Source organism: Streptomyces sp. NBC_01622 (assembly GCF_045209635.1).
Taxonomy (GTDB): Bacteria; Actinomycetota; Actinomycetes; order Streptomycetales; family Streptomycetaceae; genus Streptomyces.
The window spans coordinates 1718169-1743864 of the sequence record NZ_CP109293.1; the positions used below are offsets into that span (position 1 = coordinate 1718169).

At 69.9% G+C, this 25696-nt stretch carries 24 protein-coding genes and 1 pseudogene; 10 read left to right on the forward strand and 15 right to left on the reverse strand.

Going from position 1 to position 25696, the window contains the following annotated elements; translation table 11 throughout:
* Nucleotides 1-57 precede the first annotated feature (57 nt).
* Entirely contained in the window at nt 58-1029 is a 972-nt protein-coding gene (locus OH768_RS07930; RefSeq protein ID WP_406451450.1) for a CoA transferase subunit A, read from the reverse strand.
* Nucleotides 1030-1161: 132 nt separating this feature from the next.
* Between OH768_RS07930 and OH768_RS07935 the strand changes: the two genes are divergently transcribed.
* On the forward strand, nt 1162-2112 hold the full coding sequence (locus OH768_RS07935) for a LysR family transcriptional regulator (protein WP_406451452.1): 951 nt from the start codon (nt 1162-1164) through the stop codon (nt 2110-2112).
* On the opposite strand, the gene OH768_RS07940 is transcribed toward OH768_RS07935, so the two are convergent.
* The 5 genes from OH768_RS07940 to OH768_RS07960 form a co-directional block, all read right to left on the reverse strand.
* Nucleotides 2085-2438 carry a nuclear transport factor 2 family protein gene (locus OH768_RS07940; RefSeq protein WP_406451454.1) on the reverse strand — a complete coding sequence of 118 codons (354 nt, stop codon included), beginning with the start codon at nt 2436-2438 and terminating at the stop codon, nt 2085-2087. The two genes, OH768_RS07935 and OH768_RS07940, sit on opposite strands and share 28 nt — an antisense overlap.
* Before the next feature lie 400 nt (nt 2439-2838).
* Nucleotides 2839-3825 carry an SDR family NAD(P)-dependent oxidoreductase gene (locus tag OH768_RS07945; protein ID WP_406451456.1) on the reverse strand — a complete coding sequence of 329 codons (987 nt, stop codon included), beginning with the start codon at nt 3823-3825 and terminating at the stop codon, nt 2839-2841.
* A complete protein-coding gene (locus OH768_RS07950) occupies nt 3822-5024 on the reverse strand; it encodes a cytochrome P450 (RefSeq protein ID WP_406451458.1) in 1203 nt (400 codons plus the stop codon). The genes OH768_RS07945 and OH768_RS07950 overlap by 4 nt, the downstream gene beginning before the upstream one ends.
* 25 nt (nt 5025-5049) lie before the next feature.
* Nucleotides 5050-6264, reverse strand: coding sequence for a cytochrome P450 (locus OH768_RS07955; RefSeq protein ID WP_406451460.1), 1215 nt, complete (start codon nt 6262-6264; stop codon nt 5050-5052).
* Nucleotides 6261-6800 carry a PadR family transcriptional regulator gene (locus tag OH768_RS07960; RefSeq protein WP_406451462.1) on the reverse strand — a complete coding sequence of 180 codons (540 nt, stop codon included), beginning with the start codon at nt 6798-6800 and terminating at the stop codon, nt 6261-6263. Before OH768_RS07960 ends, OH768_RS07955 begins: the two co-directional genes overlap by 4 nt.
* A gap of 78 nt (nt 6801-6878) precedes the next feature.
* On the opposite strand from OH768_RS07960, the gene OH768_RS07965 reads away from it, so the two are divergent.
* The 3 genes from OH768_RS07965 to OH768_RS07975 all read left to right on the forward strand — a co-directional run bounded on the left by OH768_RS07965 (nt 6879) and on the right by OH768_RS07975 (nt 9896).
* Nucleotides 6879-7082 carry a ferredoxin gene (locus OH768_RS07965; protein ID WP_406451464.1) on the forward strand — a complete coding sequence of 68 codons (204 nt, stop codon included), beginning with the start codon at nt 6879-6881 and terminating at the stop codon, nt 7080-7082.
* A complete protein-coding gene (locus OH768_RS07970; RefSeq protein ID WP_406451466.1) occupies nt 7079-8296 on the forward strand; it encodes an NAD(P)/FAD-dependent oxidoreductase in 1218 nt (405 codons plus the stop codon). Before OH768_RS07965 ends, OH768_RS07970 begins: the two co-directional genes overlap by 4 nt.
* A gap of 112 nt (nt 8297-8408) precedes the next feature.
* Nucleotides 8409-9896 (forward strand): MFS transporter, encoded by a 1488-nt coding sequence (locus OH768_RS07975; RefSeq protein ID WP_406451468.1) that lies wholly within the window; start codon nt 8409-8411, stop codon nt 9894-9896.
* A 273-nt stretch (nt 9897-10169) separates the two neighbouring features.
* Here the strand turns inward: OH768_RS07975 and OH768_RS07980 are convergent, their stop codons facing one another.
* The 6 genes from OH768_RS07980 to OH768_RS08005 all read right to left on the reverse strand — a co-directional run bounded on the left by OH768_RS07980 (nt 10170) and on the right by OH768_RS08005 (nt 16476).
* Complete coding sequence (locus OH768_RS07980) at nt 10170-10826, reverse strand: response regulator (protein WP_406451470.1); 657 nt, start codon at nt 10824-10826, stop codon at nt 10170-10172.
* Nucleotides 10823-12160 carry a sensor histidine kinase gene (locus OH768_RS07985; RefSeq protein ID WP_406451472.1) on the reverse strand — a complete coding sequence of 446 codons (1338 nt, stop codon included), beginning with the start codon at nt 12158-12160 and terminating at the stop codon, nt 10823-10825. Before OH768_RS07985 ends, OH768_RS07980 begins: the two co-directional genes overlap by 4 nt.
* Nucleotides 12161-12212: 52 nt before the next feature.
* Complete coding sequence (locus OH768_RS07990) at nt 12213-13028, reverse strand: ABC transporter permease (protein WP_406451474.1); 816 nt, start codon at nt 13026-13028, stop codon at nt 12213-12215.
* Nucleotides 13025-13963, reverse strand: coding sequence for an ABC transporter ATP-binding protein (locus tag OH768_RS07995; protein ID WP_406451476.1), 939 nt, complete (start codon nt 13961-13963; stop codon nt 13025-13027). The genes OH768_RS07990 and OH768_RS07995 overlap by 4 nt, the downstream gene beginning before the upstream one ends.
* 246 nt (nt 13964-14209) lie before the next feature.
* Nucleotides 14210-15859, reverse strand: a complete 1650-nt coding sequence (locus tag OH768_RS08000; RefSeq protein WP_406451478.1) for a sigma-54-dependent Fis family transcriptional regulator — start codon at nt 15857-15859, stop codon at nt 14210-14212.
* 224 nt (nt 15860-16083) lie between these two features.
* The gene (locus tag OH768_RS08005) at nt 16084-16476 is read right to left on the reverse strand and encodes a VOC family protein (RefSeq protein WP_317771774.1); all 393 of its coding nucleotides are present in this window, start codon (nt 16474-16476) and stop codon (nt 16084-16086) included.
* Nucleotides 16477-16637: 161 nt separating this feature from the next.
* Here OH768_RS08005 and OH768_RS08010 point away from each other — a divergent pair, with 161 nt between their 5' ends.
* The 4 genes from OH768_RS08010 to OH768_RS08025 all read left to right on the forward strand — a co-directional run bounded on the left by OH768_RS08010 (nt 16638) and on the right by OH768_RS08025 (nt 20890).
* A complete protein-coding gene (locus OH768_RS08010; RefSeq protein ID WP_406451480.1) occupies nt 16638-17807 on the forward strand; it encodes an LLM class flavin-dependent oxidoreductase in 1170 nt (389 codons plus the stop codon).
* Between the two features lie 36 nt (nt 17808-17843).
* Nucleotides 17844-18374: a flavin reductase family protein gene (locus OH768_RS08015; protein ID WP_266879978.1), complete on the forward strand. Its 531-nt coding sequence runs from the start codon at nt 17844-17846 to the stop codon at nt 18372-18374.
* Nucleotides 18375-18437: 63 nt separating this feature from the next.
* Nucleotides 18438-19802 (forward strand): NAD-dependent succinate-semialdehyde dehydrogenase, encoded by a 1365-nt coding sequence (locus OH768_RS08020; RefSeq protein ID WP_406451482.1) that lies wholly within the window; start codon nt 18438-18440, stop codon nt 19800-19802.
* Nucleotides 19803-19840: 38 nt separating this feature from the next.
* A complete protein-coding gene (locus OH768_RS08025; RefSeq protein WP_406451484.1) occupies nt 19841-20890 on the forward strand; it encodes a 2,3-butanediol dehydrogenase in 1050 nt (349 codons plus the stop codon).
* A 105-nt stretch (nt 20891-20995) separates the two neighbouring features.
* Here the strand turns inward: OH768_RS08025 and OH768_RS08030 are convergent, their stop codons facing one another.
* Both OH768_RS08030 and OH768_RS08035 read right to left on the reverse strand, forming a co-directional pair.
* Complete coding sequence (locus OH768_RS08030; RefSeq protein WP_406451486.1) at nt 20996-22516, reverse strand: carboxylesterase/lipase family protein; 1521 nt, start codon at nt 22514-22516, stop codon at nt 20996-20998.
* 478 nt (nt 22517-22994) lie between these two features.
* The gene (locus tag OH768_RS08035) at nt 22995-23624 is read right to left on the reverse strand and encodes a TetR/AcrR family transcriptional regulator (RefSeq protein WP_406451488.1); all 630 of its coding nucleotides are present in this window, start codon (nt 23622-23624) and stop codon (nt 22995-22997) included.
* A 70-nt stretch (nt 23625-23694) separates the two neighbouring features.
* On the opposite strand from OH768_RS08035, the gene OH768_RS08040 reads away from it, so the two are divergent.
* Nucleotides 23695-24564: a ketopantoate reductase family protein gene (locus OH768_RS08040; RefSeq protein WP_406451490.1), complete on the forward strand. Its 870-nt coding sequence runs from the start codon at nt 23695-23697 to the stop codon at nt 24562-24564.
* 122 nt (nt 24565-24686) lie between these two features.
* A pseudogene (locus tag OH768_RS08045) lies at nt 24687-25168 on the forward strand (hypothetical protein).
* On the opposite strand, the gene OH768_RS08050 reads toward OH768_RS08045, so the two are convergent.
* A complete protein-coding gene (locus OH768_RS08050) occupies nt 25125-25502 on the reverse strand; it encodes a transposase (RefSeq protein ID WP_406465186.1) in 378 nt (125 codons plus the stop codon). The pseudogene OH768_RS08045 and the gene OH768_RS08050 sit on opposite strands and share 44 nt — an antisense overlap.
* Nucleotides 25503-25696 lie beyond the last annotated feature (194 nt).

The following is a 25696-nucleotide window of genomic DNA, read 5'->3' on the forward strand; positions in this document are numbered from 1 at the left end:
CGGCTCGTCGTGCCCGTTCCGCGCATGCCGCTCGTACGGGGTCGGTGCTCGGGTCGGTCACAGCCGCCGCCCGTAGTTCACCGGGAGGCTCAGAGCCTCACCGACGGCGAGACGCGAGTCGAACTCGCCCTGGAGCTTGGCCAGGTACTCCGCGTGGTCGCGTGTGCCGTGGATCCACTCGGCCATCCAGTTCTTCAGGCGCACCGGGTCTCCGCTGATGTGCGACCAGGACCGGTAGAAGGCGTTGTCCCGGTCGTAGTACCCCTGCGCGAAGGAGGGATGGGCTCCCCGAGGACACTCGACGACCGCATCCACGGCGTGCGCGGGAATGACGGTCCGGTTCGGGTCGGACCGTACGACTTCGTCGGCGACGATCTCCTCCACTACGACGACGGCTCTACGCGCGGCGAAGACCGCCTCGGCCTGAACTCCGGTGAGCCCCCAGACCTGTGTGTTCCCGGCACGGTCGGCGCGCTGGGCGTGCACGATCGTCACATCGGGGTTGACCGGCGGCACCACGTAGATCTGCTCGGGTTCTCCGTCCGGGCCGGCGTAGGGCGACGTCACCTTGCGAATGGCCGGGTTGACCGACGGCAGGTCACTCCCGGCGTAGGAGCGCAGCGGGTACAAGGGCAGACGCTGGGCTCCCGCGAGATAGCGGCACACCATGCCGTAGTGGCTGTACTCCTCGAACTCCAACGGCTCGGGTACTCCCCTCTCGATCCGGCGCCGCAACTCCCCCAGTGATCCCGCCGAGGAGTTGCCGACGAACGAGGAGACCAGCTTCGAGACACAGCCACCGGCGAGCATCTGGTCCACGACGATGTCGGCGGTCATACGGACGACGGTGAGGTTCCTGCGCCCCTGCCGGATGATCTCGTGGCCGGCCGCGGTGGGGATGAGGTGGGTGAAGCCCTCCAGGCAGACGGTGTCGCCGTCGTGGACAAAGGAGTTGATCGCTTCCCGCATCTCCATCGTCTTGTCCCTGGCAGAGCGCGCGGCCTCAGCGGGCAGGGCATCCGGTCCCATGAGGTGCTCCTCGGCGTGGACGAGTGGTCCACCACACCTTGGCACCACTCATTGAGTAGGGTCCAATACCAAATTAGAGTCACACTGAGACTACGAATTGATATATCGAAAGCCGCAAGGACGGGAACGGCCATGGAACTGCGCCACGTGACAGCCTTCGTCGCCGTGGCAGAGGAACTGCACTTCGGGAGGGCCGCTCAGCGGCTGCAGATGGCCCAACCGCCACTCAGTCAGCAGATCCGGCGTCTGGAGAAGGAGCTCGGGGTCCAGCTGTTCGAGCGCAGCACCCGGTCGGTCCGGCTGACCAGCGCGGGCCGCTCCTTCCTGGAACCGGCGCGGGCTGTCCTCGCAGGCGTCGACATCGCACAGCGTGCGGCCCGGGCAGCCGGCCGAGGCGAGTACGGGCGAGTCACCGTGGGCTTCGCGGGCGCTTCCAGTCACGAGAGCCTGCCGCTCCTCACGCGGGCGCTCCGAGCGTCGCATCCGGGGATCGAGCTGATCCTGGAAGGGCAGACGTACGCGAATGTCGCCCTGGCGCGGGTCGCGGAAGGATCGCTCGATCTCGGCTTCGTCCGCCTTCCGGTCACCCGGCTCGGAGTCTCCACTCGTGTGATCGCCGAGGAGCAGTTGGTGTGCGCGCTCCCCCTCGACCACCCGCTGGCGGAATCCGAATCGATCCCGGTCGCCGCTCTGGCCGACGAGCCGTTCGTCAGCTTCCCCGGCAACGCCGGCTCGTCCCTGCGCGACGCCACCTTCCGCACCTGCGAGACCGCCGGGTTCACGCCCAGGGTGGTTCAGGAAGCGCCCGACTCCTACACCATCCTCGCCCTGGTGGCCGCAGGAGTGGGAGTGACGCTGACACTCACTTCGTGCCGACACATCCAGCAGAACGGCCTGGCCTACCGCCCGCTGGCGGGATCGGCCGTACAGCTGCAGGCCGCGCTGGCCTGGCGTACGGACAATCCGTCCGCGCCCTTGCGAACCGTTCTGTCCGTGGCTGCCCGAGCGCTGCCCACACCTCGGCCGCCCATGGACCGAGGCGCGGGTCCGTCACGTCAGACGTCGTTCGACGCCAGCTCGTAACGCACCGTCTGGGCCCTGATGAGGCCGTCCCGGATGACGAAGGTGTCGACACCGTGGGTCGCGCTGGTGTTCGCCGACGTCGCGGTCCATTCCAGGAAGAGAACCTCGCCGCCGAAGAGGGTGGTCTTCATCTCCCAGTCGGCCTTCGGGAGATCGGCGAACAGCCGGGTGAAGCTCTCCCGGACACCCTCCTTGCCACGCAGGACGCCCTTCGGCGTGACGACCACCGCGTCTTCCGCGAAATTGGCGGCAAGCTTGTCCAGATCCTCGGCGACCAACGCCGCACCATGACTGGCGTAGACCTCTTCGGGGGTACGGGTCTGCATCTCTCGCTCTTCCATCGGAACCACTTCTGTCTGAGGTCTGTTCGCGAGCTGACGGGTCGCGGACACTTGCCTCCCCAAGATACATCGAATCGCTATAGGCATCGAATCGATGTATACAGGCATCGAGCTCTCCGACGACTCGGTCCCGTCCTTCCGCAGCCACGCCTACCTCGTGCCCTACGAACGCCGCGCCGACGGATCCGCTCATCGAAGGCGCGAGCAGGAACGCCCGGGTGGACGATCAGAGTTCACCTTGGCCTGTCGGTGCAACTGGCCTGCCGGGTGCGCCCCACGTCGAGATGGTCGTCAGTATCCGGTGATCCCGTCCTGCAGCCGGGCACGGACAGGTCGACCTGCACCCAGTCCATGCCCTGCCGAGGCGGAACGCCCCGCTCCCCTGTCAGCCGCTCACCGTCCGGAACAACCGGCCGGTCTCCTCGCCCGGGTCCCTCGGGACGGTGTATCCCGTCTCGTCGCGGATCTCGTCGAAGTGGTCCCGGACGTCCTCCATCGACAGGGCCGGGTTGAAGTAGCCGTCCGTTCTGCCGACGAAGAACCGCGAGACGTGACCGGCGCCCACCGTGTACATCTCGCCGGAGACGGGACAGTCCTCGTGTGCGAGGTAGGCGACGGCCGGCGCGACGAGCGCCGGATCGAGCTTGTCGACGAAGGACTTCATGCGTTCCACGGTCATCGCCTGCCCGGCACGCCCGGGCTCTCGTTCGGGCTCTCGTTCGGGGGTCTTCCCCTGTTCTCCGGTCCGCGTCATGGACTGGGTGAGCATGCGGGTGAGCGCGATCGGGGCCACGGCGTTGACCTTGATGCCGTAGGCGGCCCCCTCGGCGGCCAGGACGCGAGTGAGGCCGATCAGGCCCGTCTTGGCGGCGCCGTAGTTGCTCTTGTTCGCGGTGCCCAGGAGTCCGGCTGCCGAGGTGGTGTTGACCAACCGGCCGTAGCCCCGCTCCCGCATGACGTCCCAGGCCGGCCGGGTGACGTAGAACGCGCCCTTGAGGTGGACGTCGAGGACGGGGTCGAGCAGTTCGGCCGTCATGTCGTGGAACGGTGCGTCGCGCAGGATGCCCGCGTTGTTGACGAGGATGTCCACGCTGCCGTAGGCGTCCAGGGCGGTACGGACGACGGCATGACCTCCCTCGGGTGTCGCCACGCTGTGCGTATCCGCCACCGCCTCGCCGCCCAGGTCGCGTATCTCCCGGGACACGCTCTCGGCAGGACCTTCGTCCGTCCCCTCGCCCGCCGTCGACCCGCCGGTGTCGTTGACCACGACACGTGCTCCGCGCGATGCGAGCAGCAGGGCGTACTCCCTGCCCAGCCCGCCGCCCGCGCCGGTGACGACCGCGACCCTGCCGTCGAACCCGAGGTCGGTCATGCGTGGTCCCAGGTGACCGGCATCCGCTCCGGACCGCGCGTGGACACGCCCGACTTCCACATGACGTCGTCCGCGGAGTCGGCGAACCGCAGACCCGGCAGCCGGGTCAGCAGGGTGTGGAGGGTGACCTGGAGTTCCATCCGGGCAAGGGGTGCGCCGAGGCAGTGGTGCGCTCCGTGGCCGAACCCGATGTGGGGGGCCTCCTTGCGCGCCAGGTCGAGTTCGTCAGGATCGGTGTAGACGGTCTCGTCCCGGTTGGCCGAGGACCTGTCGACGACCACGGGCTCGCCCGCGCGCACGGTCACGCCGCCCAACTCGACGTCCTCCAGGGCGTAGCGCGGCTGCGAGCTGCCCGCTCCGGCGGGGATGTAGCGCAGCAGTTCCTCCACCGCCCTGGGCACCAGGTCGAGGTCGGCGCGCAGGGCCGCGAGCTGGTCGGGGTTGGTGAGCAGCAGGTAGACGAAGTTGGGGATCTGTGTAGCGGTGGTCTCGTGGCCGGCCACGAGGATGGTCTCCGCCATCGTCAGCAGTTCCTCCTCGGAGAGGCGGTCCTCGGCGTCGCGGGCGGCGACGAGGGCGGAGAGGAGGTCGTCCTGCGGCTCCGAGCGCCGCTCGGCGGTGAGGCCGGAGACGTACTCCCTCAGCTGTGCGCGAGAGTCGGCCACCTGCTCCCGGGTGAACTTGCTGGTGGACAGGTAGGCGTCCGCCCATCGGCGGAAGTCGCCGCGGTCCTCGAAGGGCACGCCGAGCAGTTCGCACATCACGGCGATCGGCAGCGGCAGTCCGAAGTCGCGCACGAGGTCCGAGGGCGGGCCCTCGGTCAGCATCGTGTCGACGAGTCCGTCCGCGATCTGCTGGACGCGCGGCCGGAGTTGGTCGATGCGCCGCATGGTGAACGCTTTCGCCACCAGCCTGCGCAGCCGGCTGTGCTCGGGCGGGTCGAGGCTGATCATCGCTCCGGCGCCCGCCGGGTAGGGGCGGGAGCGGGGCTGGTCCCGGCCGACGGCGGCGGCCCGGCTGAAGCGCGGGTCGCCGAGGACGACCTTGACGTCCTCGTAGCGGGTGGCCAGCCAGGCCGGTTCGCCGTACGGCAACTGGACGCGGCACAAGGGCTGTTCGCGCCGCAACGCGGTGTAGAGCGGGTCGAAGTCGAGCTTCTCGGTGGCGAACGGATAGGCCCGGGGTTCTGTGACGGTCATGGGTGCCTCTCGGTGCGGTCGCGGTTCACCAGGTGACGGGCAGTTCGTGGACGCCGTAGATGCTCATGTCTCCGCGGAACCTCAACTCCTCGAAGGGGAGCGCCAGTTGGAGGTCCGGGAGCCTGCGCAGCAGGGTGGGCAGCGCGATCTCCAGTTCCGCGCGGGCCAGGATCTGTCCGATGCACTGGTGGGTTCCGTGGCCGAAGGCGACGTGTCCGCGGACATCGCGGCCGATGTCGAACTCGTCGGGTTCGGCGAGGAATTCGGGGTCCCGGTTGCCTGCGGGCAGATTCATGACGAGGCCCTCGCCCGCCTTGACGAGCTGGCCGCCGATCTCGACGTCCTCGACGGCCACGCGGGCGACCAGGCTGTGCACGATGCTCAGGTGGCGCAGCAGTTCCTCCACCGCGCCCGAGACCACCTTCGGGTCGTCGGTGTCCCGGATACGGGCGAGGTCGTCGGGGTGGCGGAGCAGGAACAGAGTGCTCAGGGCGATCATGTTGGCCGTGGTCTCATGGCCGGCGTTGAGCAGGAGATGGCCGTTCATGGCCACCGTGTCGCGGTCGATGTCCCCGTTCGCGACGTGTTCGCCCAGCAGCCGGCTGATCAGGTCGTCGCCGGGCTCCGCCTCCTTGCGCGCCACCAGTTCCCGCAGGTAACCGAACAGGGCCCGGCTCGCGGCGGTCCGCTCCTCCTGCGGGCGGTGCAGGCTCATCATGACCGACGTGTACTGCTGGAAGAGCTCGTGGTCCGCGTACGGCACTCCGAGCAGCAGGGAGATCACGAAGGACGGCACCGGCAGCGCGAAGTCCCGCACGATGTCCGCCGGTTGGCCCTTGGCGATCATCTGGTCGAGGAAGTCGTCCACCATCTCCTGGATGCGCGGGCGCATGGCCTGGACCCGCTTGACGGTGAAGTCCTTGGTCAGCATGCGGCGCAGCCGGGCGTGTTCCGGGTCGTCCATCCGCGGGAAGATCGGCGGCGCGCCCTCGCCCCGCTCCTCCCCCTGCAGCCGGCCGACGATGTCCGCGCTGACCCGGGGATCGGTCATGGCGGCCTTGATGTCCTCGATCCGGCTCACCACCCAGACCGTGTGGCCGTTCCACACCGCCCTGCGCAGCCCCTCCCCCTCCCGCCACTTCGCGTAGTCGGCCGGGGGGTCGAAGGGACAGCGGGCGGAACGCTCACCGGGATAGACCGGAAGATCAGCCGTTTCGTTCGCGTCGGTCACCGTGCTCATCGAGGCTCCTGGGTCGGTTCGGACGGGTTCTCACCGCTCTGGATCTCCGCCCTCATCCCGGCCAGCCAACCGCGCTCCGCGTCGATCCGGGCGATCCCGTGATCTAGCGCCAGGCGGCTCCAACGCTCCATCCGCACGGACGCCAGCGCGGCGACACGGTCGCGGTTGCGGACCAGCACCCAGTCGCGGGCCTCAAGTACGCGGAGTTGTTCCTCCGGGCTCAGCCAGGCGAAGTTCACCAGCCGCGCGTGGAACTCGCGCGACTGGTCCGCTCCCCCTTCGGGGAGCTCGGCCAGCATGTCGTGCAGGACTTCCCGCCCGACGTCGGTGATCGAGTAGACGTGCCGCGGCGGCTTCGCCTGCTGCTCCTCCGAACTGCGCAGCACCGCCCCGCCGTCTACGAACTGACGCAGCCGTGGGTAGAGGGAGTTGTTCGACAGGGAGTGCCCCGTCGCCGCCTCCACCTCCCTGCGCAACTCGTATCCGTGACGCGGCCCGCGGGCCAGCTCGGCCAAAAGGAGGATGTCGATCCACATACCGGTTACCGTAACCTAGGTCTCCGTAACCTAGCAATCGACACTCGCCCGACTCCGCCGAGAACGAGGACGAAAACCATGCATGTGGAAGTGGAACTCGACGAACCCAAGTGCGTCGCCGCCGGCCAGTGTGTCGTGGCCGCTCCGGACGTGTTCGATCAGCGGGACGAGGACGGGGTCGCCGTCCTGCTCGACGACCGGCCCGGCCCGGATCTCCTCGACGGTGTGAAGGAAGCCGCGGCGCTCTGTCCCGCGGCGGCGATCCGCCTGGTGGAGCGGTGAGGCGGATCGTGGTCGTCGGCGCCTCGGCCGCGGGCCTCGCGGCGACCGAGACGCTGCGCCGGGAGGGCTACGACGGGACGCTGACCCTCGTAGGCGACGAACCCCACCCGCCCTACGACCGTCCGCCCCTGTCCAAGCAGTTCCTCACCGGACAGTGGGACACAGGACAGCTGGCCCTGCGCACCGGGGCCGACCTGGACGCTCTCGGTCTCGATCTGCGTCTGGGCGTCGCCGCGACCGGACTGGATCCGGCCACCCGGTCGGTGCGACTGGCGGACGGTTCCACGGTGTCCTACGACGGTCTCGTCATCGCCACCGGAGTACGTCCCCGCCGGCTGCCCGGCAAAGACACGCAGGTACTGCGGTCGCTCGACGACGCGCTGGCGCTGCGGGACCGGCTGGGTCCCGGACGTCGGCTCGTCGTGGTCGGCGCCGGGTTCCTCGGCGCGGAGGCCGCGGCCGCAGCCGTGGGTCTCGGCGCCGACGTCACGCTGCTGGAACCCGCGCCGGTGCCCCTCGCGCACGTGGTGGGCCCCGAGGTCGGTCAGGTCCTCACCCGGGCCCATCTGGAACGGGGTGTGGACTTGCGTACCGGGGTGACCGTGTCGGAGGTGACCGGCACCGGAGTGCTCCTGGCCGACGGCGAACTGGTCGAGAGCGACGCGGTGCTGGTCGCCGTCGGGTCGCGGCCCAACACCGAGTGGCTGGCCGGCAGCGGGCTCGCCGTGGAGGACGGTGTGTCGTGCGACGCGTACTGCGAGGCGGCCCCCGGGATCTACGCGGCCGGGGACGTGGCCCGCTGGTACAACCCGTTGTTCACCGCCTCGATGCGGATCGAGCACCGTACGAACGCCTCCGAACAGGGCATGGCCGCCGCCCGCAACCTGCTCGCCGCACCGGAGGCACGCAAGCCGTTCGCGCCGGTGCCGTACTTCTGGTCGGACCAGTACGACATGCGGATCCAGGCATACGGACATCTCCGCAGTCATGACGAAGTCGCCGTGGTGGAAGGCGACTTGACGGGGCGTCACTTCGTGGTGGCGTACCGAAAGGACGACCGCCTGACCGGGATCCTGGGCGTGGGCGTCACGCCGAAGGTCCTCCGTGGCTGGCGGCAGGCACTGGCCGCGGGCACCTCATGGCACGAAGCAGTGGCGAACGAGACCCGCACACCGCACACCGCGGTGGGCACCGCGACCGTGCCGACGCGATGAGCCCCCACAGCACCCCCACCCCCGCTGCGTGGCCACCGGTTCCGGTCACGCACCCCGCACAAGCGACATCGGCTCTTCCGCGCTCCGCCCCCACACTCCGGAGGCCTGACCCATGTCCATCCCCTCGCCCCTGACATCCGAGGCCGAAGCCTCCGGCGGACGGAACGTGAACGTCCTGGTGACGGTTCTCGCCTTCACCGGCATCGCCGTGGCACTGGTGCAGACGCTCATCATCCCGATCATCCCCCACCTTCCCGAGTACCTGCACGCCTCCGCCGCCGACGCCGCCTGGGCGCTCACCGCCACCCTGTTGTGCGGCGCCGTCGCCACCCCCGTGATGGGCCGCCTCGGCGACATGTACGGCAAGCGCCGCATGCTGCTCATCGGCATCGCCGTACTGGTCACGGGCTCCGTGATCTGCGCGCTCAGCGAGTCACTGACCACGATGATCATCGGCCGCGCGCTGCAGGGCCTGGCGAACAGGGTCATCCCGCTCGGCGTCAGCATCCTGCGTGACGAGGTGCCCGCCGAGAAGCTGCCCGTGTCCACCGCTGTGATGCTCGGCTCCCTCGGTGTCGGCGGCGCTCTTGGCCTGCCCGCGTCCGCGATGATCGCCGACACGTTCGACTGGCACGTGCTGTTCTGGACGTCGGCCGCTCTGGGCGCGGTCGCTCTCCTGCTGGTCCTGCTGCTCATACCCGAGTCCAAGGCGCGCCCCGGCGGACGCGTCGACGTCCCGGGCGCCCTGGGCATGGGCATCGGTCTGGTCTGCCTGCTGCTCGGGGTCTCCAAGGGTGCCGACTGGGGCTGGGGCAGCGGCACCACTCTCAGTGTCTTCGCCGTGGCCCTGATCGTCCTGCCGTTGTGGGGCTGGTTCGAACTCCGCACCCCGCGGCCCATGGTGGACCTGCGTACCAGCTCGCATCCCCAGGTCCTCTTCACCCACCTCGCCGGGGTCGCGTTCGGGTTCTCGCTGTTCGCGCTCAACCTCGTGCTGCCACAAGTGCTCCAGCTACCGAAGATCACGGGCTACGGGCTGGGCGAGTCCCTGGCCACTGCGGGCCTGGCCATGGCCCCGCAGGGTCTGGTCATGATGGCCGTGGCCCCGTTCTCCGCCCGGGTCACCAGGACCCGGGGGCCGAAGACGACCCTGATGATCGGCGCCGTGGTCGTGGGCGTGGGCTACCTCCTCATCATGGTGCTGATGTCCGCCACCTGGACGCTGATCCTGGCCTCCTGCGTCGTCGCCATGGGTGTCGGCTTCGGCTACGCCGCGCTGCCGACGCTCGTCATGGACTCCGTGCCCGCCTCCGAGACCGCCGCGGCCAACAGCCTCAACACCCTGATGCGGTCCATCGGCACCACCACCTCCAGTGCCGTGGCCGGTGTACTGCTCGCCCATATGACGATCGATTTCCACGGCATCGAGGTTCCGTCCGAGAACGGCCTGCGTGCCGTCCTTGCGATCGGCGTCGGTGCCGCCACCGTCGCGCTGGCCGTCGCCTCCTTCATCCCACGGCGTCGCCCCGAAGCCGCTCTCCCTCCGGCGAACGCCCTTGCCGAGAAGGTCGGCCTGAGTCCGCTCCCCGACGTCGACTGAACCATCGCGGTCCGATGGCGGCGGGGCCCGACGCCGGCATCGGACCGGGCACTGTCCCGGAGCAGGTCGGCATTCCGGTCCGACCCGGACCGTCACCGCCGAGGCGTCTCCAAGGCGGATCCTGGCCGTCGTCGCCGAGGGGGCGCCTCACCTTCCGCACCTCACGGACGCCGTGATGTGCGGCGCGAATCAGACCGATGTCCGCGTCGCACGCTGAACGGCGGGATGCCAGTCGGGCCACCGATGCGTTGCTCCGACTGGCACCGGCCTCCTTCAGGACGGCCTCACCAGACCGGTGTCGTAGGCGAAAATGACGGCCTGCACCCGGTCGCGGGCTCCGATCTTGGCCAGGATCCGGCCGATGTGCGTCTTGATGGTCGACTCGGACAGGCAGAGGCCCTCGGCGATCTCACTGTTCGTCAGACCGGCCGCGATATCGGTCAGCACCTCGCGCTCGCGCTGGGTCAGCCCGGCCAGGCGCGGATCCTCGCCGGGGCCGCGCAGGGGGAGGTGCGTGGTGAAGACCTCCAGCAGGCGGCGGGTCATCGCGGGCGCGACCACCGCGTCACCGGCCGCGACCGCGCGGATTCCCGCGAGGAGTTCGTCCGGGCGGGCGTCCTTGAGCAGGAAGCCGCTCGCGCCGGCGCGCAGCGCGCCGTACGCGTACTCGTCCAGGTCGAAGGTGGTGAGCACGAGCACCCGGGAGCGACCGCCGGAGGCGAGGATCTGACGTGTGGCCTCGATGCCGTCCATGCCGGGCATGCGGATGTCCATCAGCACCACGTCCGGGTGCAGCTCGGCCGTCCGGCGCACCGCCTCCGCGCCGTGTTCCGCCTCGCCGACCACCGTCGTCTCCGGACTGCTGTTCAGCAGCATCCGGAAGCCGATGCGCTGCAGCGGCTGGTCGTCGACGATCAGCACCGTGGTCACGGGCACTCCTGAACTCCGGTCCGGTCCTTGGGGGCCGAGCGGGCACGCGCCGTCTGTGGATCGGTCTTCGTCCGCCCGTCGTGGTTCATGGGGAGCACAGCCCGTACGGTCCAGCCGCCGGCCCTGCGTCGGGAGACCGCGTGGCCTCCCACAAGTGCGGCGCGCTCCCTCATGCCGATCAGGCCCTGCCCCGGGGTACGGCTCCCGCCCGCGCGGTCCGGTGTCGCCTCCTCCACCGGTGGGCCGGTGTCGTCGACCTGCACCACGACCTCACCGGCACGGGCGTCGGCCGTCACCGCGACCCGCGCGCGGGTGCGTGGTCCGGCGTGCTTGAGGCTGTTGGTCAGGGACTCCTGGACGATCCGGTACACGGCGAGCTGAAGGCTCGCGCTGAGCGAGCCGAGGTCGCCCGAGGCGGTGTAGGTGACGGTCGGCCCGGCCGTCCGGATCCGCTCACACAGGGCGGCGAGTTGGGCGGTACCCGGCTGGGGGTGCAGTTCGGCGCCCGCGGCGTCGTCGGGCAGTCCGACCCGCAGCGCGCCCAGGGCGCGGCGGAGTTCTCCCAGAGACGTACGCCCGGTTTCGGCGATCGTCCGCAGGACTTCCGGACCCCGCTCCGGCTCCAGCTGGGCTTCGGCCGCGCCCCCGTCGGCCAGACCGACGATCACCGCCAGGGTGTGTCCCACGATGTCGTGCAACTCGCGAGAGACCCGCGCGCGTTCGTTGGCTGCGGCCAGCAGCTCACGTTGCTCGCGCTCGACTTCCAGGGTGGCGGCCCGCTCGGCCAGCGCGGCCAGCTGGGCCCGGCGCATCCGGCCGGCCAGGCCGAGGGCCGCCGCCGCGGTGGCCGCGCACAGCACGAAGAACAGGGACACCCACGGCTGAGAGTCCAGCGGCTGGACCCGGAAGGCCAGCAGTGCGCACACCGGCGCCGTGGCGATTGCCATGTTCCGCAGTGCCCGCGGGGAGGCGTACCGGCCGGCCCCGTACAGGGCGATCATGAGGCTGAGGTCGCTGCGCAGCGCCAGTCCCGCCGCCCACTGCGCCGCGCAGACCCCGAGCACGACGCCGAAGACCGCGAGCGGGGCGCGCCGCCGCCACACCAAGGGCAGCGCCAGCGCCGCCGCGTTGATGACAACCACCCAGGCCGCGACTCCCTGCACCCCGAACAGGCCGCGCTCCTCCTGCTCGAAGAGGTCGGCGATCGCGGCGGCCAGGACGCCCGCCGCGAGCAGCGAGTCCAGCACCTGCGGACGGGCCCGGTCCGCGGCGCGCAGGCGGATCCAGCCACTGGCCAGCGGCTGGTCCCACACGGGTTCGGCTACGGGGTTCATGGTGCGGCCTCGCGCAGGGTCGGTGGAGCAGGGATGCCGTCCGGTACGCCTGTCAGCTGTCGGAATGGTTCACACGGTACGCCGCCCCCACCACCACGGCCGTCACCCAGCCGAGCAGGACCAACAGGCCCGTACCGGGGCTGAGCATCGTGCTGTCCGTGTGCAGGGTGAAGACCGACTGGCCGGCGTTGGCCGGCAGGTACGGGGTCACGTCCGTCTTCCAGTTGCTGGGGAGCAGGTCGAGGAAGACCGGCATCAGCATCAGCGCACCGACCAGCAGACAGATGCCGCCCGCCGCGGAGCGCACCAGCATGCCCAGTCCCGCGCCCAGTACGGCCACCAGCGCCAGGTAGAGGGCGGCACCGAACAGGCAGCGCAGCACGCCGCTGTCCGACAGGGTCAGCGCGATCGGCTTGCCGGACAGGAAGCCCGCGCCCGCCAGGAAGGAGGCGACCGCACCCGCCGCCCCGACCACGAACACCACGCCGAAGTAGATCAGGCACTTTGACCAGAGAACCGGCAGGCGCCGGGGCACCGCGGCGAAGGTGGAGCGGATCATGCCGGTGGTGTACTCCCCGGCCGTGGCCAACACACCCAGGACACCCACCACGAGCTGGGCCAGGGTGATGCCGTCCAGTGACAGCGCGACCGCGTCGTGCTGGTCGGCGTGGACCGGGTCGTAGCGGTAGGCCGCCACCATGCCGATGACCACCGTGGCCAGTACGGCGACCGCGAGCGTGATCCAACTCGACCGCAGGGAGAGGAACTTCGACCATTCCGAGCGCAGCACCCTGGGGAAGGTCACCTTGTAGCGGGGGTTCGCGGTCGTGGTCGCCGCGGGGGTGGATGTGGTCTGGACGCCGGTCATGCCGCGACACTCCCCTTCGTTTCCGTGTCGGTGCTGCTGCGGTACTCGACGGCGTCATGGGTCAGGGCCATGAACGCCTCCTCAAGGGAGACCGCCTGCTGGGTGAGGTCGTAGACGGCGATGCCCGCGTCGGCGGCCAGGCTGCCGATCTCGCGGGCGCTCAGCCCCGACACCTGCAGGGTCTCGGTGCCGATCTCGCCGGTGACGGTGACGTCGGGCCCGGCCAGCAGCGCGCGCAGCCGCTCCGGGTCCGAGCTGACAACCTTCACGCTCTCGCCGCCCGCCTGCTCCACGAAGGACGCCACCGTCGTGTCGGCGAGCAGCCTGCCCCGGCCGACGATGACGAGGTTGGTGGCCGTCAGCGCCATCTCGCTCATCAGGTGCGAGGACACGAAGACGGTGCGTCCCTCGGCGGCCAGGCCCTTGAGGAGGTTGCGGATCCACAGCACGCCCTCCGGGTCGAGGCCGTTGACCGGCTCGTCCAGCATCACCGTCTGCGGGTCGCCCAACAGTGCCGCCGCGATGCCCAGGCGTTGCCCCATGCCCAGCGAGAAGGAGCCGGCCCGCTTCTTGGCGACCTTGCCGAGGCCGGCGAGTTCGATCACCTCGTCCACCCGGCGGCGCGGAATGCCATGGGTGTACGCGAGGGAGAGGAGGTGGCTGTAGGCGGAGCGGCCGGGGTGGACGGACCTGGCCTCCAACAGCGCGCCGACCTCCTGCAGCGGTGCGGTGTGCTGGGCGTAGTGCTTGCCGTTGACCGTCACACGGCCGCTGGTGGGCGCGTCGAGGCCGATGATCATGCGCATGGTCGTGGACTTTCCCGCCCCGTTCGGGCCGAGGAAGCCCGTCACCACACCCGGCTCGACGGTGAAGTCCAGGTCGTCGACAGCCGTCTTGTCGCCGTAGCGTTTGACGACGTGATGGATCTCTATCATCGGCGGGTTTCCCTCCACGATCTCGACCGGGCGCGCCGGGGATCCCGGCTGCCTTGCCAAGAACGCTAGGTGTGCCGCGACCGCCGCCGACGGCACCACGATGCCGACCCGATCACCGTCGTTCGTCCTGCGGTACTAACCGCTGTCGTCCGGGAGTAGCACGCTGTGCGCCGGTCGCGGGCACCACGTGCGAACTCCGGGTCTGCGCGGTCGACGCCTCTCTGACGGTGGGCGTCACCGGGTGCGTCAGCGCAGTCGGTACTCGCGCAGCTTCCGGTAGAGCGAGGAGCGCGAGATCCCGAGTGCCGTCGCGGCGGCAGCCTTGTTGCCGCCGTGCTCGCGCAGTGCGGTCGCAATGGCGTCCGACTCCGCGGTCTGCATGGCGGTCAGGTGACCGCGGGTGACCTCGTGGAGCCAGGCGGGCGGCAGGTCCGCCGCCGTGACGACCGGCCGGTTCTGGCGGGTCAACCATCGCCGGAACTCCTCCAGTTGGCGGTGGTTTCCGGGCCATGGGTGGCGCTGGACCGCCTGGATCGCCTCGTGCGAGAGCCTCGGCATGCCCACTCCCTGGTCGACCAGCCGGGCCAGGGCGTCGTCCGTGCGCTTGCGGAGTGGAGGAATCTCGAAGGTGAGCGGCGGGAACTGGTCGACGATTGCGCGCGGCAGCAGGTCGTTGTGGAATGCGGCGGCCGAGACCGTAGCCGCGAGCCGCAGGTCGGATCCGTCGATGCGCGGAGCACGGTCCAGGATCGTCGCGAGGGCTCGGCACGTACGGTCGTCGAGGTCGTCGAGGTGGGCGAGGACGAGGAGTTCGTCCACATGCTCCACCAGCGCACGGGCATCGGCCAGCCACTGCTCGTGACCGACCTCGTCGACCGTGGCACAGTCGAGTTCGCGGTATGCGATATCTGAGTCCGCGACCGCGGCCCGCAGGGCGGCGCGCTTACCGGTCCCGTGCTCGCCGACGACCAGAAGCCGGTCGGTCGTGGACGCGGTCGAGCGCAGTTGGGCGACGACTCGGATCCAGGGGCGTTCCTGGCGCCGCGGATCGCGGGCGCGCGTCGGCGTCGGCCGGACCACCGCCGAGGCGGGCATCTCCTCGGCGACGACCACGGCTCCGACCAGGACGCCGCCTCGGTGCACGGGGCGGCACACGGTGACCCGTGACCCGCTGGAGAGTTCGAGTCCGATGACGTCGTCGGGCCCGTCCTCGATCCGCTGCCACAGCGCCGAGTGATCAAGATCCATCGACGTGGCGAGGGAGTTGGCGATGACCACGTCCGCGCTGACGACCACCACCGCGCTCCGGGTACGCCGACGCTCGGCCAGGAAATGGCGCAGCATCTGGCGCTCGTGCATCGAGGTCTCCCCGTACAGCTCCTCCTCTATGTCGTGCGCCAGGCGAAGCAGGGTCGGTGCCATCAGAGGACTGGCGTGCTCGACAAGGCTGGCGACGCTGAGCACCCCGGTCACCCGGTGGGTGACCGGATGCCGGATGGGTGCCCCCGCGCAGGCGAAGTCGTGCAGGGCTTCGTTGAAGTGCTCTGTGCCGTTGACCGTCACGGCCCGAGCGGTCTCCAGGGCCGTGCCCAGGCCGTTCGTGCCGATGACGTCCTCGGACCAGCGGGTGCCGATCACGACGCTGCTGCGGTTCAGGCGGGAACGCAGCCGGCTGTCCTCGTCCCAGCGCCAGAGCAGGGTGCCGTCCGGCGCGCTGAGCAGGAGGCTGGTGTTGGCGCCGATCAGAACGTCGGCCATGGAGGTGAGAACGGGGATGGCGACCTTGGCCGTCCGGCTGTCGAGGCTGGGCTCGCCCTCGACGCACGGAACGCGGTCCGGGTCGACCCCGTTCAGCCGCGACCGCCGCCAGGACTCGACGATCTCGGTTCTCACCATGAGAGAGCCCGCTTCATCACCGGCGGAAAGGCCACGATGGGTGTCGATCACTGCTGGCCCCACCTTCCTGCCGCGGCAACGACGCTGTCACCTCTTCTCACACAACCACGAAGCGCATGCGCCGTCCAATACCAATCAAATACCCACTCATCCGCCGTCGGTAATAGTCGGACGAGGGAACTCCGGGCGTGGAAGCGGAGCTTCGGGCATGGACGCGCTCTTTGTCAGAGTGCGGCATAGACGATCATCCTGTTGCCCCAGGGATCGCTGATCACGACCCGGCGCTCGTGCGGGCCGTCGGCCGGGCCCTCGACGACCTGGCCGCCGACCGCCCCGAGCCGGTCGAGGAACTCGGCGATGTCGTCCACCTTGAAAGCGGCTGCCGCGACGCCTGCCACGTCCTCCGTGTCCGCGGCGACGGCGAAGGTGCTGGGCCCGGCGTCGAAGGCCGCGTAGCGCTCGCCGTCCACGAAGCGGGTGGGGAGTCCCAGCACGGTGCCGTAGAACTCGACGGCCTCGGAGACGTCGTCGACCGGGTGGACGACCTGGCGCAACTGCGCTCCAGGTACCGCGGACGGCGACGCGGCCGGGCGCCTGGGTGAGTCGTGTGTGGTCATGACCCCAGTCAACCGCCGCTTCAAGGGCCTGACTGTCCGCTCTTGGCACACCTCGGGGCGTCCCAAAGTTGCACAACCGTCGGCGGCCGGTGCGTGTTTCAGTCGTCACTGCGCGGCACCAAGCGACGCGTGCATCAACCCTCAACGAGGAGGACATGGCGATGGCGCTGAAGTTCGGGACCTTCATGGCTCCCTTCCACTGCCCCCCGGGCCAGGACCCGACCACGGCCTACGAGCGTGACCTGGCCGTCATCCAGCACATGGACAGGCTGGGCTTCGACGAGGCCTGGATCGGCGAGCACCACTCGGCCGGCCATGAGCTGATCCCGGACCCGATGTCGTTCATCGCGTGGGCCGCGCCGCAGACCAGGTACATCAAGCTCGGCACGGGCGTGCTCTCCCTGCCGTACCACAACCCGTTGTGGGTCGCGGACCGTGCGCTCTTCCTCGATCGTCTGCTGCGCGGCCGCTTCATGCTCGGCCTGGGCCCGGGCGCCCTGCCGACCGACGCCACCATGATCGGCATCAGCCTTGAGGAGCAGCGCACGGCGTTCGAGGAGGACGTCGACGTACTGATGGCCATCCTCCGGGGCGAGACCGTGACCGCGAAGACGAACCGCTACAACCTGGTCGACGCGCACACCCAGTACGCGCCGTACAGCGACTTCGAGATCACGGTCGCCGCGATCGCCTCCCCCACCGGCCCTCGCATCGCGGCCAAGAACGGCATCCATCTGATGTCGGTCGGCGCCACCAACCGGAGCGGCTTCGACGCACTCGCCCTGCACTGGGACGTGATGGAGGAGCGGGCGCCGCTGTTCGGCCACACCCCCGACCGGACCAAGTGGCGCCTGTGCGGCCCCATGCACCTCGCCGAGACCAAGGAGCAGGCCATCGAGGACGTCCGGTACGGCCTCGACGCCTGGTGCGACTACACCCAGGACGTGCTCGCCGCTCCCCACTTCCGGGCGGCGGGCAAGACCTTCGAGGAGCGCATCGAGTGGCTCAACGAGAGCGGCCTCGGGGTCATCGGCACCGTGGACGACGCGATCGCCCAGATCGAGCGGCTCGAAGGCCAGTCGGGCGGTTTCGGCTCGTTCCTGCTCATCCACCACGAGTGGGCCAGGCACGACGCCACGCTCAAGAGCTACGAGCTCTTCGCCGACCACGTCAAGCCGCGGTTCCAGGGCAGCGCGGACCGTCTCCTGCGGTCCCGGGACTACGCGGTGTCGCGTTGGAACGAACTGGACCAGCGTCAGGCCGACGCCATCCAGGCGGCGACCGCACGTCACGCCGAGGAGCGCAAGGAATCGCAGGGCGCCTCCGCCTGACCCTCCTCGCAGGCACCGCAGGAAGGAACAACAGAGATGATCCGCCTCCAACAGGTGACCTGCGGGGAGCAGTTGCGCCATGCCTTCGGGGCGTTCCCGTCCGGGGTCGCGGCCCTCTGCGCCCGCGTGGACCGCGTCCCGACAGGCATGGCCGCCAGTTCGTTCACCTCGGTCTCCGTGGATCCGCCACTGGTGTCGGTGTGCATCCAGAAGACGTCTTCGACGTGGCCGGTCCTGCGCGAGCGGCCACGGCTGGGACTGAGCGTGCTCTCGCAGTGGCATGACGTCGCGTGCCGCCAGCTCGCGAGCAAGCAGGGCGACCGTTTCGCCGGCGTCGAATGGGACGCGGGACCGCACGACAGCATCCTGATCCGCGGTTCGAGCGCGTGGATGGAGGTCTCGCTCTACGACGAGGTCGAGGCCGGCGACCACCTGATCGCCCTGCTGGAGGTCCAGGGCCTCGACACGGCTCCGTACACACCGCCGCTCATCTTCCACGCCAGCCGGTTCCGCAAGATCGCGCTGACACTCGACGAGGAGCAGCACACGAGCGCGGAGCAGTGGTGAGCCGCGCCTGCGGCGTCATGCCCGTTCCGCACCGAGATCCCACCGACCTGGAGGACCACAGAGGTGTACGCAACCGTTGATCCGATCACAGGTGCCGTCGCGTGCAAGTTCGCGACCCTGACGGACGCCGAGGCGGGCCAGGCCCTCGTCGCGGCCGCGACGGCGTATCGGACATGGTCCGCGACACGGCTCTCCGAGCGGGCCGCGGTCCTCGCGCGCATGGCCGCGCTGCACCGGCAAAAGGCCGACGAACTCGCCGCCCTCACCACGCAGGAGATGGGCAAGCCCGTCGCGCAGGCGCGGGCCGAGGTCGAACTCGCGGCCTCGATCTACGAGTACTACGCCACCTCGGGTCCCGACCTGCTGAGGGACGAGGTGCTCGACATCGCGGGCACCGGCAAGGCGTTGGTCCGCACCGCGCCCATCGGTCCGCTGCTCGGCATCATGCCGTGGAACTTCCCCCTCTATCAGGCGGCCCGCTTCGTCGCCCCGAACCTGCTGCTCGGGAACACCATCCTGCTGAAGCACGCGCCCAACTGCCCACAGCTCTCCCTCGCGATCGAGTCCGTCGCGGAGGAGGCGGGCGCTCCCGCCGATGTGTACCAGAACGTCTTCGCCACGCACGAGCAGATCGCCACGATGATCGCGAGCCCTCTTCTGCAGGGGGTGTCGCTCACCGGCTCGGAACGCGCGGGCCGGGTGATCGGAGCGCTCGCGGGGCAGCACCTGAAGAAGTGCGTGCTGGAACTGGGCGGATCCGACCCGCTGATCGTGCTGCCCCGAGCCGACCTGGAGCAGGCGGTTTCCGCGGCGGCGATCGGCCGCTTCTGGAACGCCGGCCAGGTCTGCACCTCGATGAAGCGGACCATCGTCGCGGAGCCGGTCTGGGACGAGTTCGTGACCCGCTTTCTCGCGGAGACGGCGACCTGGCACACCGGTGACCCCGCCGACGAGTCCACCCGCCTCGGTCCGCTGTCGTCCGTCGCCGCGCGCGACCAGGTCGCCGAGCAGGTCCGCGACGCCGTCGCCAAGGGCGCCGAACTCCACCTCGGCGGGGAGGTGCCCGAGGGCCCGGGCGCGTACTACCCCCCGACCGTGCTCTCGGGCGTCACTCCGGAGATGCGGGCGTATCACGAGGAGATCTTCGGTCCGGTCGCCGTCCTCTACCGCGTCGACTCCACCGAGGCGGCGATCGACCTCGCCAACAGTTCGCCGTACGGCCTCGGCAGCGCGGTGTTCACCGCGGATCCGGCCGAGGCGGAATACGTCGCCGACCGGCTCGACGTCGGAATGGTCGGCCTCAACATGCTGGTCCGCAGCTCGCCCGAGATGCCGTTCGGCGGAGTGAAGAACTCCGGCATCGGGCGGGAACTCGGCCGGTTCGGACTCGACGAGTTCGCGAACAAGAAGCTGCTCCGAAGCCCCTGACCCGCCTGTACGCGCCGCACCAGAACATGGAGGTATCGATGCGCGCAGCCATGTACTACGGGAACAGCAAGATCGAGATCGCGGACGTGCCGGAGCCGTCCCCCGGCGCCGGCGAAGTCAAGGTGAAGGTCCACGCGAACGGCATCTGCGGAACCGATCTTCACGAGTACTACGACGGGCCGATCTTCATCTCCCCCCGAGAACCGCACCCGCTCACCGGCAGGGCGATGCCCGTGATCCTGGGCCATGAGTTCTCGGGAACCGTCGCCGAGATCGGTGGCGACGTCACCGAGGTGTCGGTCGGCGACCAGGTCACCATCGAGCCGATCTACCGCTGCGGCGAGTGCCGCCCCTGCCGCACGGGCCACTACAACCTCTGTACGAGCATCGGGTTCCACGGGCTCATGGCGGACGGCGGCATGGCCGAGTACACCGTCGTGCCCGTCAACCAGGTCCACCGACTGCCGGAGTCCGTCTCCCTCGGCCTCGGTGCCCTCGTCGAGCCCATGTCCGTCGCCTACCACGCCGCCGCTCTCGGTGGCGTCGGCAACCAGGACTCCGCTCTGGTCTACGGCGCGGGACCGATCGGCATCGGGCTCTGGTTCGCTCTACGGGGCATGGGGCTGACGGAGATCGACGTGGTCGAGCCGTCGCACGAGCGACGGGCGGCCATCGAGCGGCTCGGCGCGCGCACCCTGGACCCGGCAGCGGTGGACGTGCCGGCGCTGATCGCGGACCGTACGAACGGCGACGGCGTCGACGCGGCCTTCGACGCCGCCGGCGTGGCGCCGGCCGTGGAGTCCGCGCTGGCCTCCATCGGCGAGCGCCGCCCCCTGATCAGCGTCGCGATCTACGACCGTCCCCTGCCCACGCCGCTCCTCAGCCTCGTCCTCCGGGAACGGCGTATCCAGGGCACCATCTGCTACACGGCCGATGACTATCGAGCCGTCATGGCCCTCATGGCCCAGGGGCACTACGACACCACCGGCTGGGTCGACACCATCCCCCTCAGCGACCTCATCGACGGGGGCTTCACCGAGCTTCGCGCCGGGCGCCGGATGAAGCTGCTGATCGACCCGACCGCCTGACAACTCCCCGCGTGGCAAGGAGCGACAGCCGTGCGGGACGGCTGCAACGGCCGGCCATTCATCGTCTGGCCGGCCGCAAAGCGCCGCGGATCGGAGGCGTGGGCGCTACGCCGTCGTCAGGGGCAGCGCGGCGAAGGCGTGGTGTTCCCAGATGCGGCGGGCGGCCTCTTCTGGATACGCGGTGACCGTCGGTTCGGTGTCGAGGACCTGGACGAGGCGCGTCTCGGCGTCGTACGCGGGCCAGCCCGGGTCACCCGTGGCGGCGAAGGCGGTCCACGCGGAGCGGAAGCGTGCGGAGAGCGCCTCGGTCTCCGGCGAGGGAACGGGCCCGGTCAGCATGGCACCCAGGCCTCCGTACACACCGAAGGTCAGGGGTACGTCCAGGCCGTGACAGGCACCCAGAACGCCGCCGTTGGCGGGTGCGGCCCAGGTCAGCTCGTACACGTGCGCCCGGCCGCCGCCTGCCACCTGCGCCTCCGCGATGTGGAGGGACGGCATGCGGAACAGCCAGTCGGACTGGACCAGTTCGAACAGGTACTCCGCCGAGGCGTCCGGGAACGCGGCACGGTAGGCCTGCCCGCTCTCCGGCGTCGGTGCGAACAGGCCCAGCGCCATCGCCGCCAGGCCCTCGTCCACCTGCCCCAGCAGCCCGCCCAGCATGAGGAAGAGGCGGTACTCGTCCCGGTTGTGCCCGGCGATCAGCTCCACGTCCCGCGCGGCGCCGCTCGCGAGGGCCTGCCACGGAGTGGTGGGCAGGACATCGCCGTCGACGACGGGCGAGAAGGGAGTCGGGGTCAGGGCGACCGGACCCCAGCGGTCCACGTACCCGCGCATCCCGGCGGTCAGTGCGGCTCCTGCCTCGGGCAGCTTGCGCGGGTCCACGCCGGACAGATCGGCGACCGTCGGGCGCAGTCCCAGCCCACCCGCCAGGACCTCGGCGATGTCACCGGCCAGTGCGGTGGAGAAGAAGGTCCCCGGCACGCTCTGTGTGATCGCCCTCCGGAACAGACCCCGTGCCCGCGGCATGGCCAGCAGCGCGGCGATCGACCCGGCGCCCGCGGACTCACCGAAGACGGTGACCTGATCGGGATCGCCGCCGAAGGCGCCGATGTTCTCACGCACCCACTCCAGGGCGGCGACCTGGTCGAGCAGGCCCCGGTTCGCGGGTGCGCCTTCGATGAGGGCGAACCCCTCGATGCCGACCCGGTAGTTGAGGGTGACCACCACCAGGTCGCCGTCACGGGAGAGCCGGCTGCCGTCGTAGGCCGGGTCGTCGGCAGAGCCGAACTTGTAGGCGCCACCGTAGATCCACACCATCACCGGCCGTCGTGCGGCCGAGTCCGTCTCCGGTGTCCAGATGTTGACCGTCAGCCAGTCGTCATCCGCCGGAAGGCCGACAACGGGCCCGGCTTGGGGGCCCATCGGCTCCTGCGGAGGCGGCGGACCGAACGCGAACGCCTCCCGCACACCGTCCCAGCCCGCCACCGGCCGCGGTGCCCCGAACCGCGCCTCCCCCACCGGGGGCTGTGCGAACGGGATGCCCCGGAACACCTCCAGGCCACTTTCACGACGCCCACGGACCACGCCCGCCACCGTCCCGACCTCCGGGAACTCACCACTGCTCATCGACAACTCCTCCAAGGACTGGCAACCGGGCAGGCAGCCCGTGCACGCGATTCACATCAGGTCAGCGGGCGGGCCATGTAGCCGACTCTGTTGACGTCGGCCAATCATCACCGAACCACTCTACGCGTGAACAATATTTCGTCAGACGAACCCAGTTGTCGAGGGGCGCGAATGATTCTCGGTATCACCGCGTGACCTCGGGGGGCACATCACCCAAGTCGGCAGGAACGCTCATGGCCACATCGCGGCACAAGAAGCCGGAGAACATGAGGAAGCACTTCCATCCCTCGGCGGAGGCGATCGCCGAGGTCACCAGCCTGCTCGCACCCGACGAGCGCAGACGCTGACCTCGACACGACAGGCCCGCGACCAACTTCCGTCCGTCTCTACCCGCCAAAGATTCCGGGCCGAGCAGACGCCGGCCGCCGGGCTCGCCGCCCGGCGACGTCGCCGGTCGGCCTCGGCCGTCCCGAGCTTGTCAGGTCCCCGTCGGTGGTGCGCTCATCGCTGCCGTCAGGAACGTGATCGCCCAGCGCCGGGCCGCCTCGCCCGCTACCGGGGACAGGCAGGCCGGGGAGCGCTGCTGGTAGACCTCGACGCGGTCCACGGCCGTTACGGCGAGGATCCCCCGCATCCGGAACCGCAGCTCCTCCGGGGAAAGGCCGGGCAGCGCGCGCCCGAAGGCCGCCAGGTAGCGCTCACGGACCTCATCCTCGGCCGGACCGGTCCAGCTGCGCACCTCCTCGGCCGGGTCGCTGAGGATCGTCACGATCAGCCGGGACGTCCGGGCACCGCCCTCGTCACCGGCTGGCATCTCGTCGAACAGCGGCCCCGCGAATGCCTCCACCAGTTCGGTGACCGCAGGGTCCGGGGTCCTGGCGAGCAGTCGGTCCAGCCCTGCGCACTGCGCGGCGTTGATGGGCTCGATCACGCGGCGGGCGACCACGGCCAGGAGTTCCGCCTTCGAGCCGAAGTGGTACCCGACGGCGGCCAGGTTCGCTCCGGCGAGGTCGGTGATCGCGCGGACCGAGGTGCCGCGGTAACCGCGCTCGGCGAAGAGGTGTTCGGCCGCGTCGAGGATCTGGGTGCGGGTGTCAGGTGGCGCCATGCCTGCGTACACTACAGACGTTTGATTAAAACGAACGTATGACTGAAACGAACGTACGAAAAGGGTTGCCATGAAACTGCTCGTGTACGGCGCCGGGGTTCTCGGCAGCCTGTTCGCCGCCCGCCTGCATGAGGCCGGGCACGACGTCTCGCTCCTCGCCCGGGGCGAGCGCCTGGCCGCCCTGCGCCGGCACGGCGTGCAGCTCGCCGAGGAAGACAGTCCGGCCGTCAGGCGGGTACCGGTGCCGGTGGTCGAGCACCCGGCCGGCGGGTACGAGCTGATCGCGGTCTTCGTCCGCACCCATCAGGTGGACACGGTGCTGGAGTCACTCGCCGGTCTCGAAGGCGACGTGCTGTTCCTGCTCAACTGGGCGGCCGGCGCGGAGCCGCTGGGCGCGGTGATCGGCCACGAGCGGGTGCTGCTCGGCTTCCCCATGGCCGGCGGCACGATGGACGGCGACGTGGTCCGCTATCGCGCGGCCAACTTCATGACCCGCCGGGTTGCGATGCCGATCGGCGAACCCGACGGCCGGACCACCCCGCGACTGGAACGGATCGTGGAGGCGTTCCGGACCATCGGGATCAGCGCCAAGACCGAGCCGAAGATGGATGCCTGGCTCAAGACACACGCGGCGTTCGAGGTCCCGCTCGGGCAGGCGGTGCACACGGCGGGCGGCCCGGTAGCGCTTGCCGACGATCCGGACGCGGTCCGGGGCATGCTCCGCCTCATACGGCAGAACCTGGCCGCCATGCCGACGCCGCCGGTCCCTCGCGGGTTCGCTGCGTTGCGGACCCTGCCGGAAGGACTGCTCGTGGCCACACTGCGACACTTCCTGCGAAGCCCGACGGCCGTACACAGCGGACTCAGCAACGCCTCGCCCGCGGCAGCGGCCGAACTCGCGCGGCTGGCCGAACAGATGCGCGCCTATACAAAACGCTGAGAAGGCTTAGAAGCTGCTGTCTTTGCGGGTGTGATCGGTGCGTTTCCGCTGGTCGGGGATTAGCAGTGGTGATTCCGCGGGAGTTGTGGCCTGTCGGGTCGTCGCTCCCCGGGAGGTCATGAATGCCGTCAGTCGTCGGACTGCTGGAACAGCACGAGCTCGCCGCTCGCCGTCGACTCAACGGGCTGCGGGAGGAGGCCGACCGTATCCAGGCCGAACTGGCCGCGGCCGAGCAGGAATGGCAGGAGTGGGCGATTGCTCGCAGGCGGGTCGACACGGTGCTGGCTCCGGACGACGGCAACACCGTCGGCACGGAGGCCACCGAGGATCCGCGGGATGCGTATGCATCGCCGGAACCCCGGGATGCGGCGAAGCCGAAGTCGCAGGTGCCGGTGTGGCGTGAGGGGCTGGCCTGGGAGGTGCTGTCGGGGGACTACCAGCGCATCCTTACCGCGCTCGTGGACCGGCAGCGGCTCCGTCAAGAGGAGCTGACCTGCTGCGGTCGAAAGCGAAGCGCCCGGTCGCGCGGGGCCGGCTGGCCGAGCAACAGCCGGGCCGGTTCACTCTCGCCCCGGGGCTGGCCGGGCAAGACGGCGTGTCATGAGCAGGGTCATCGACCAGTAGACCATCGCTTCGGCGCTGGTGGTGCGGTGTTCGAAGTCGCGCACCAGACGGCGGCTTCGCATCAGGTGGGCGAAGAGGCGCTCGACGATCCACCGCTTGGGCAGCACTGTGAAGCCGCGCGTGTCGTCGTTGCGTCTCACGATCGCCAGGACCAGCGCGAGCGTGGTGAGGCAGTGGGCGACGAGGCTGCCGGTGTAGCCGCCGTCGACCCAGACCAGCTCCAACCGGTGGTGCACGTCGGCGACCTGCCCGAGCAGCACGCGAGCGGCAGTTCGCTCGCCGGTGTCCGCAGCGGTGACCATCACGCCCAGCAGGGCCGAGCGTGTCGACCACGACGTGCCGCTTGCGGCCGTTGACGAGTTTGCCGCCGTCGAAGCCGCAGCTGTCCGTTCCGACGACGGCTTCCGCCTTGACCGACTGCGAGTCGATCACACCGGCCGTCGGCTCCGCATCCCGCCCTAGCTGTTCTGTCCACGGAGGTTAGGGACAGCGGCTGGTTCTGGGAGCC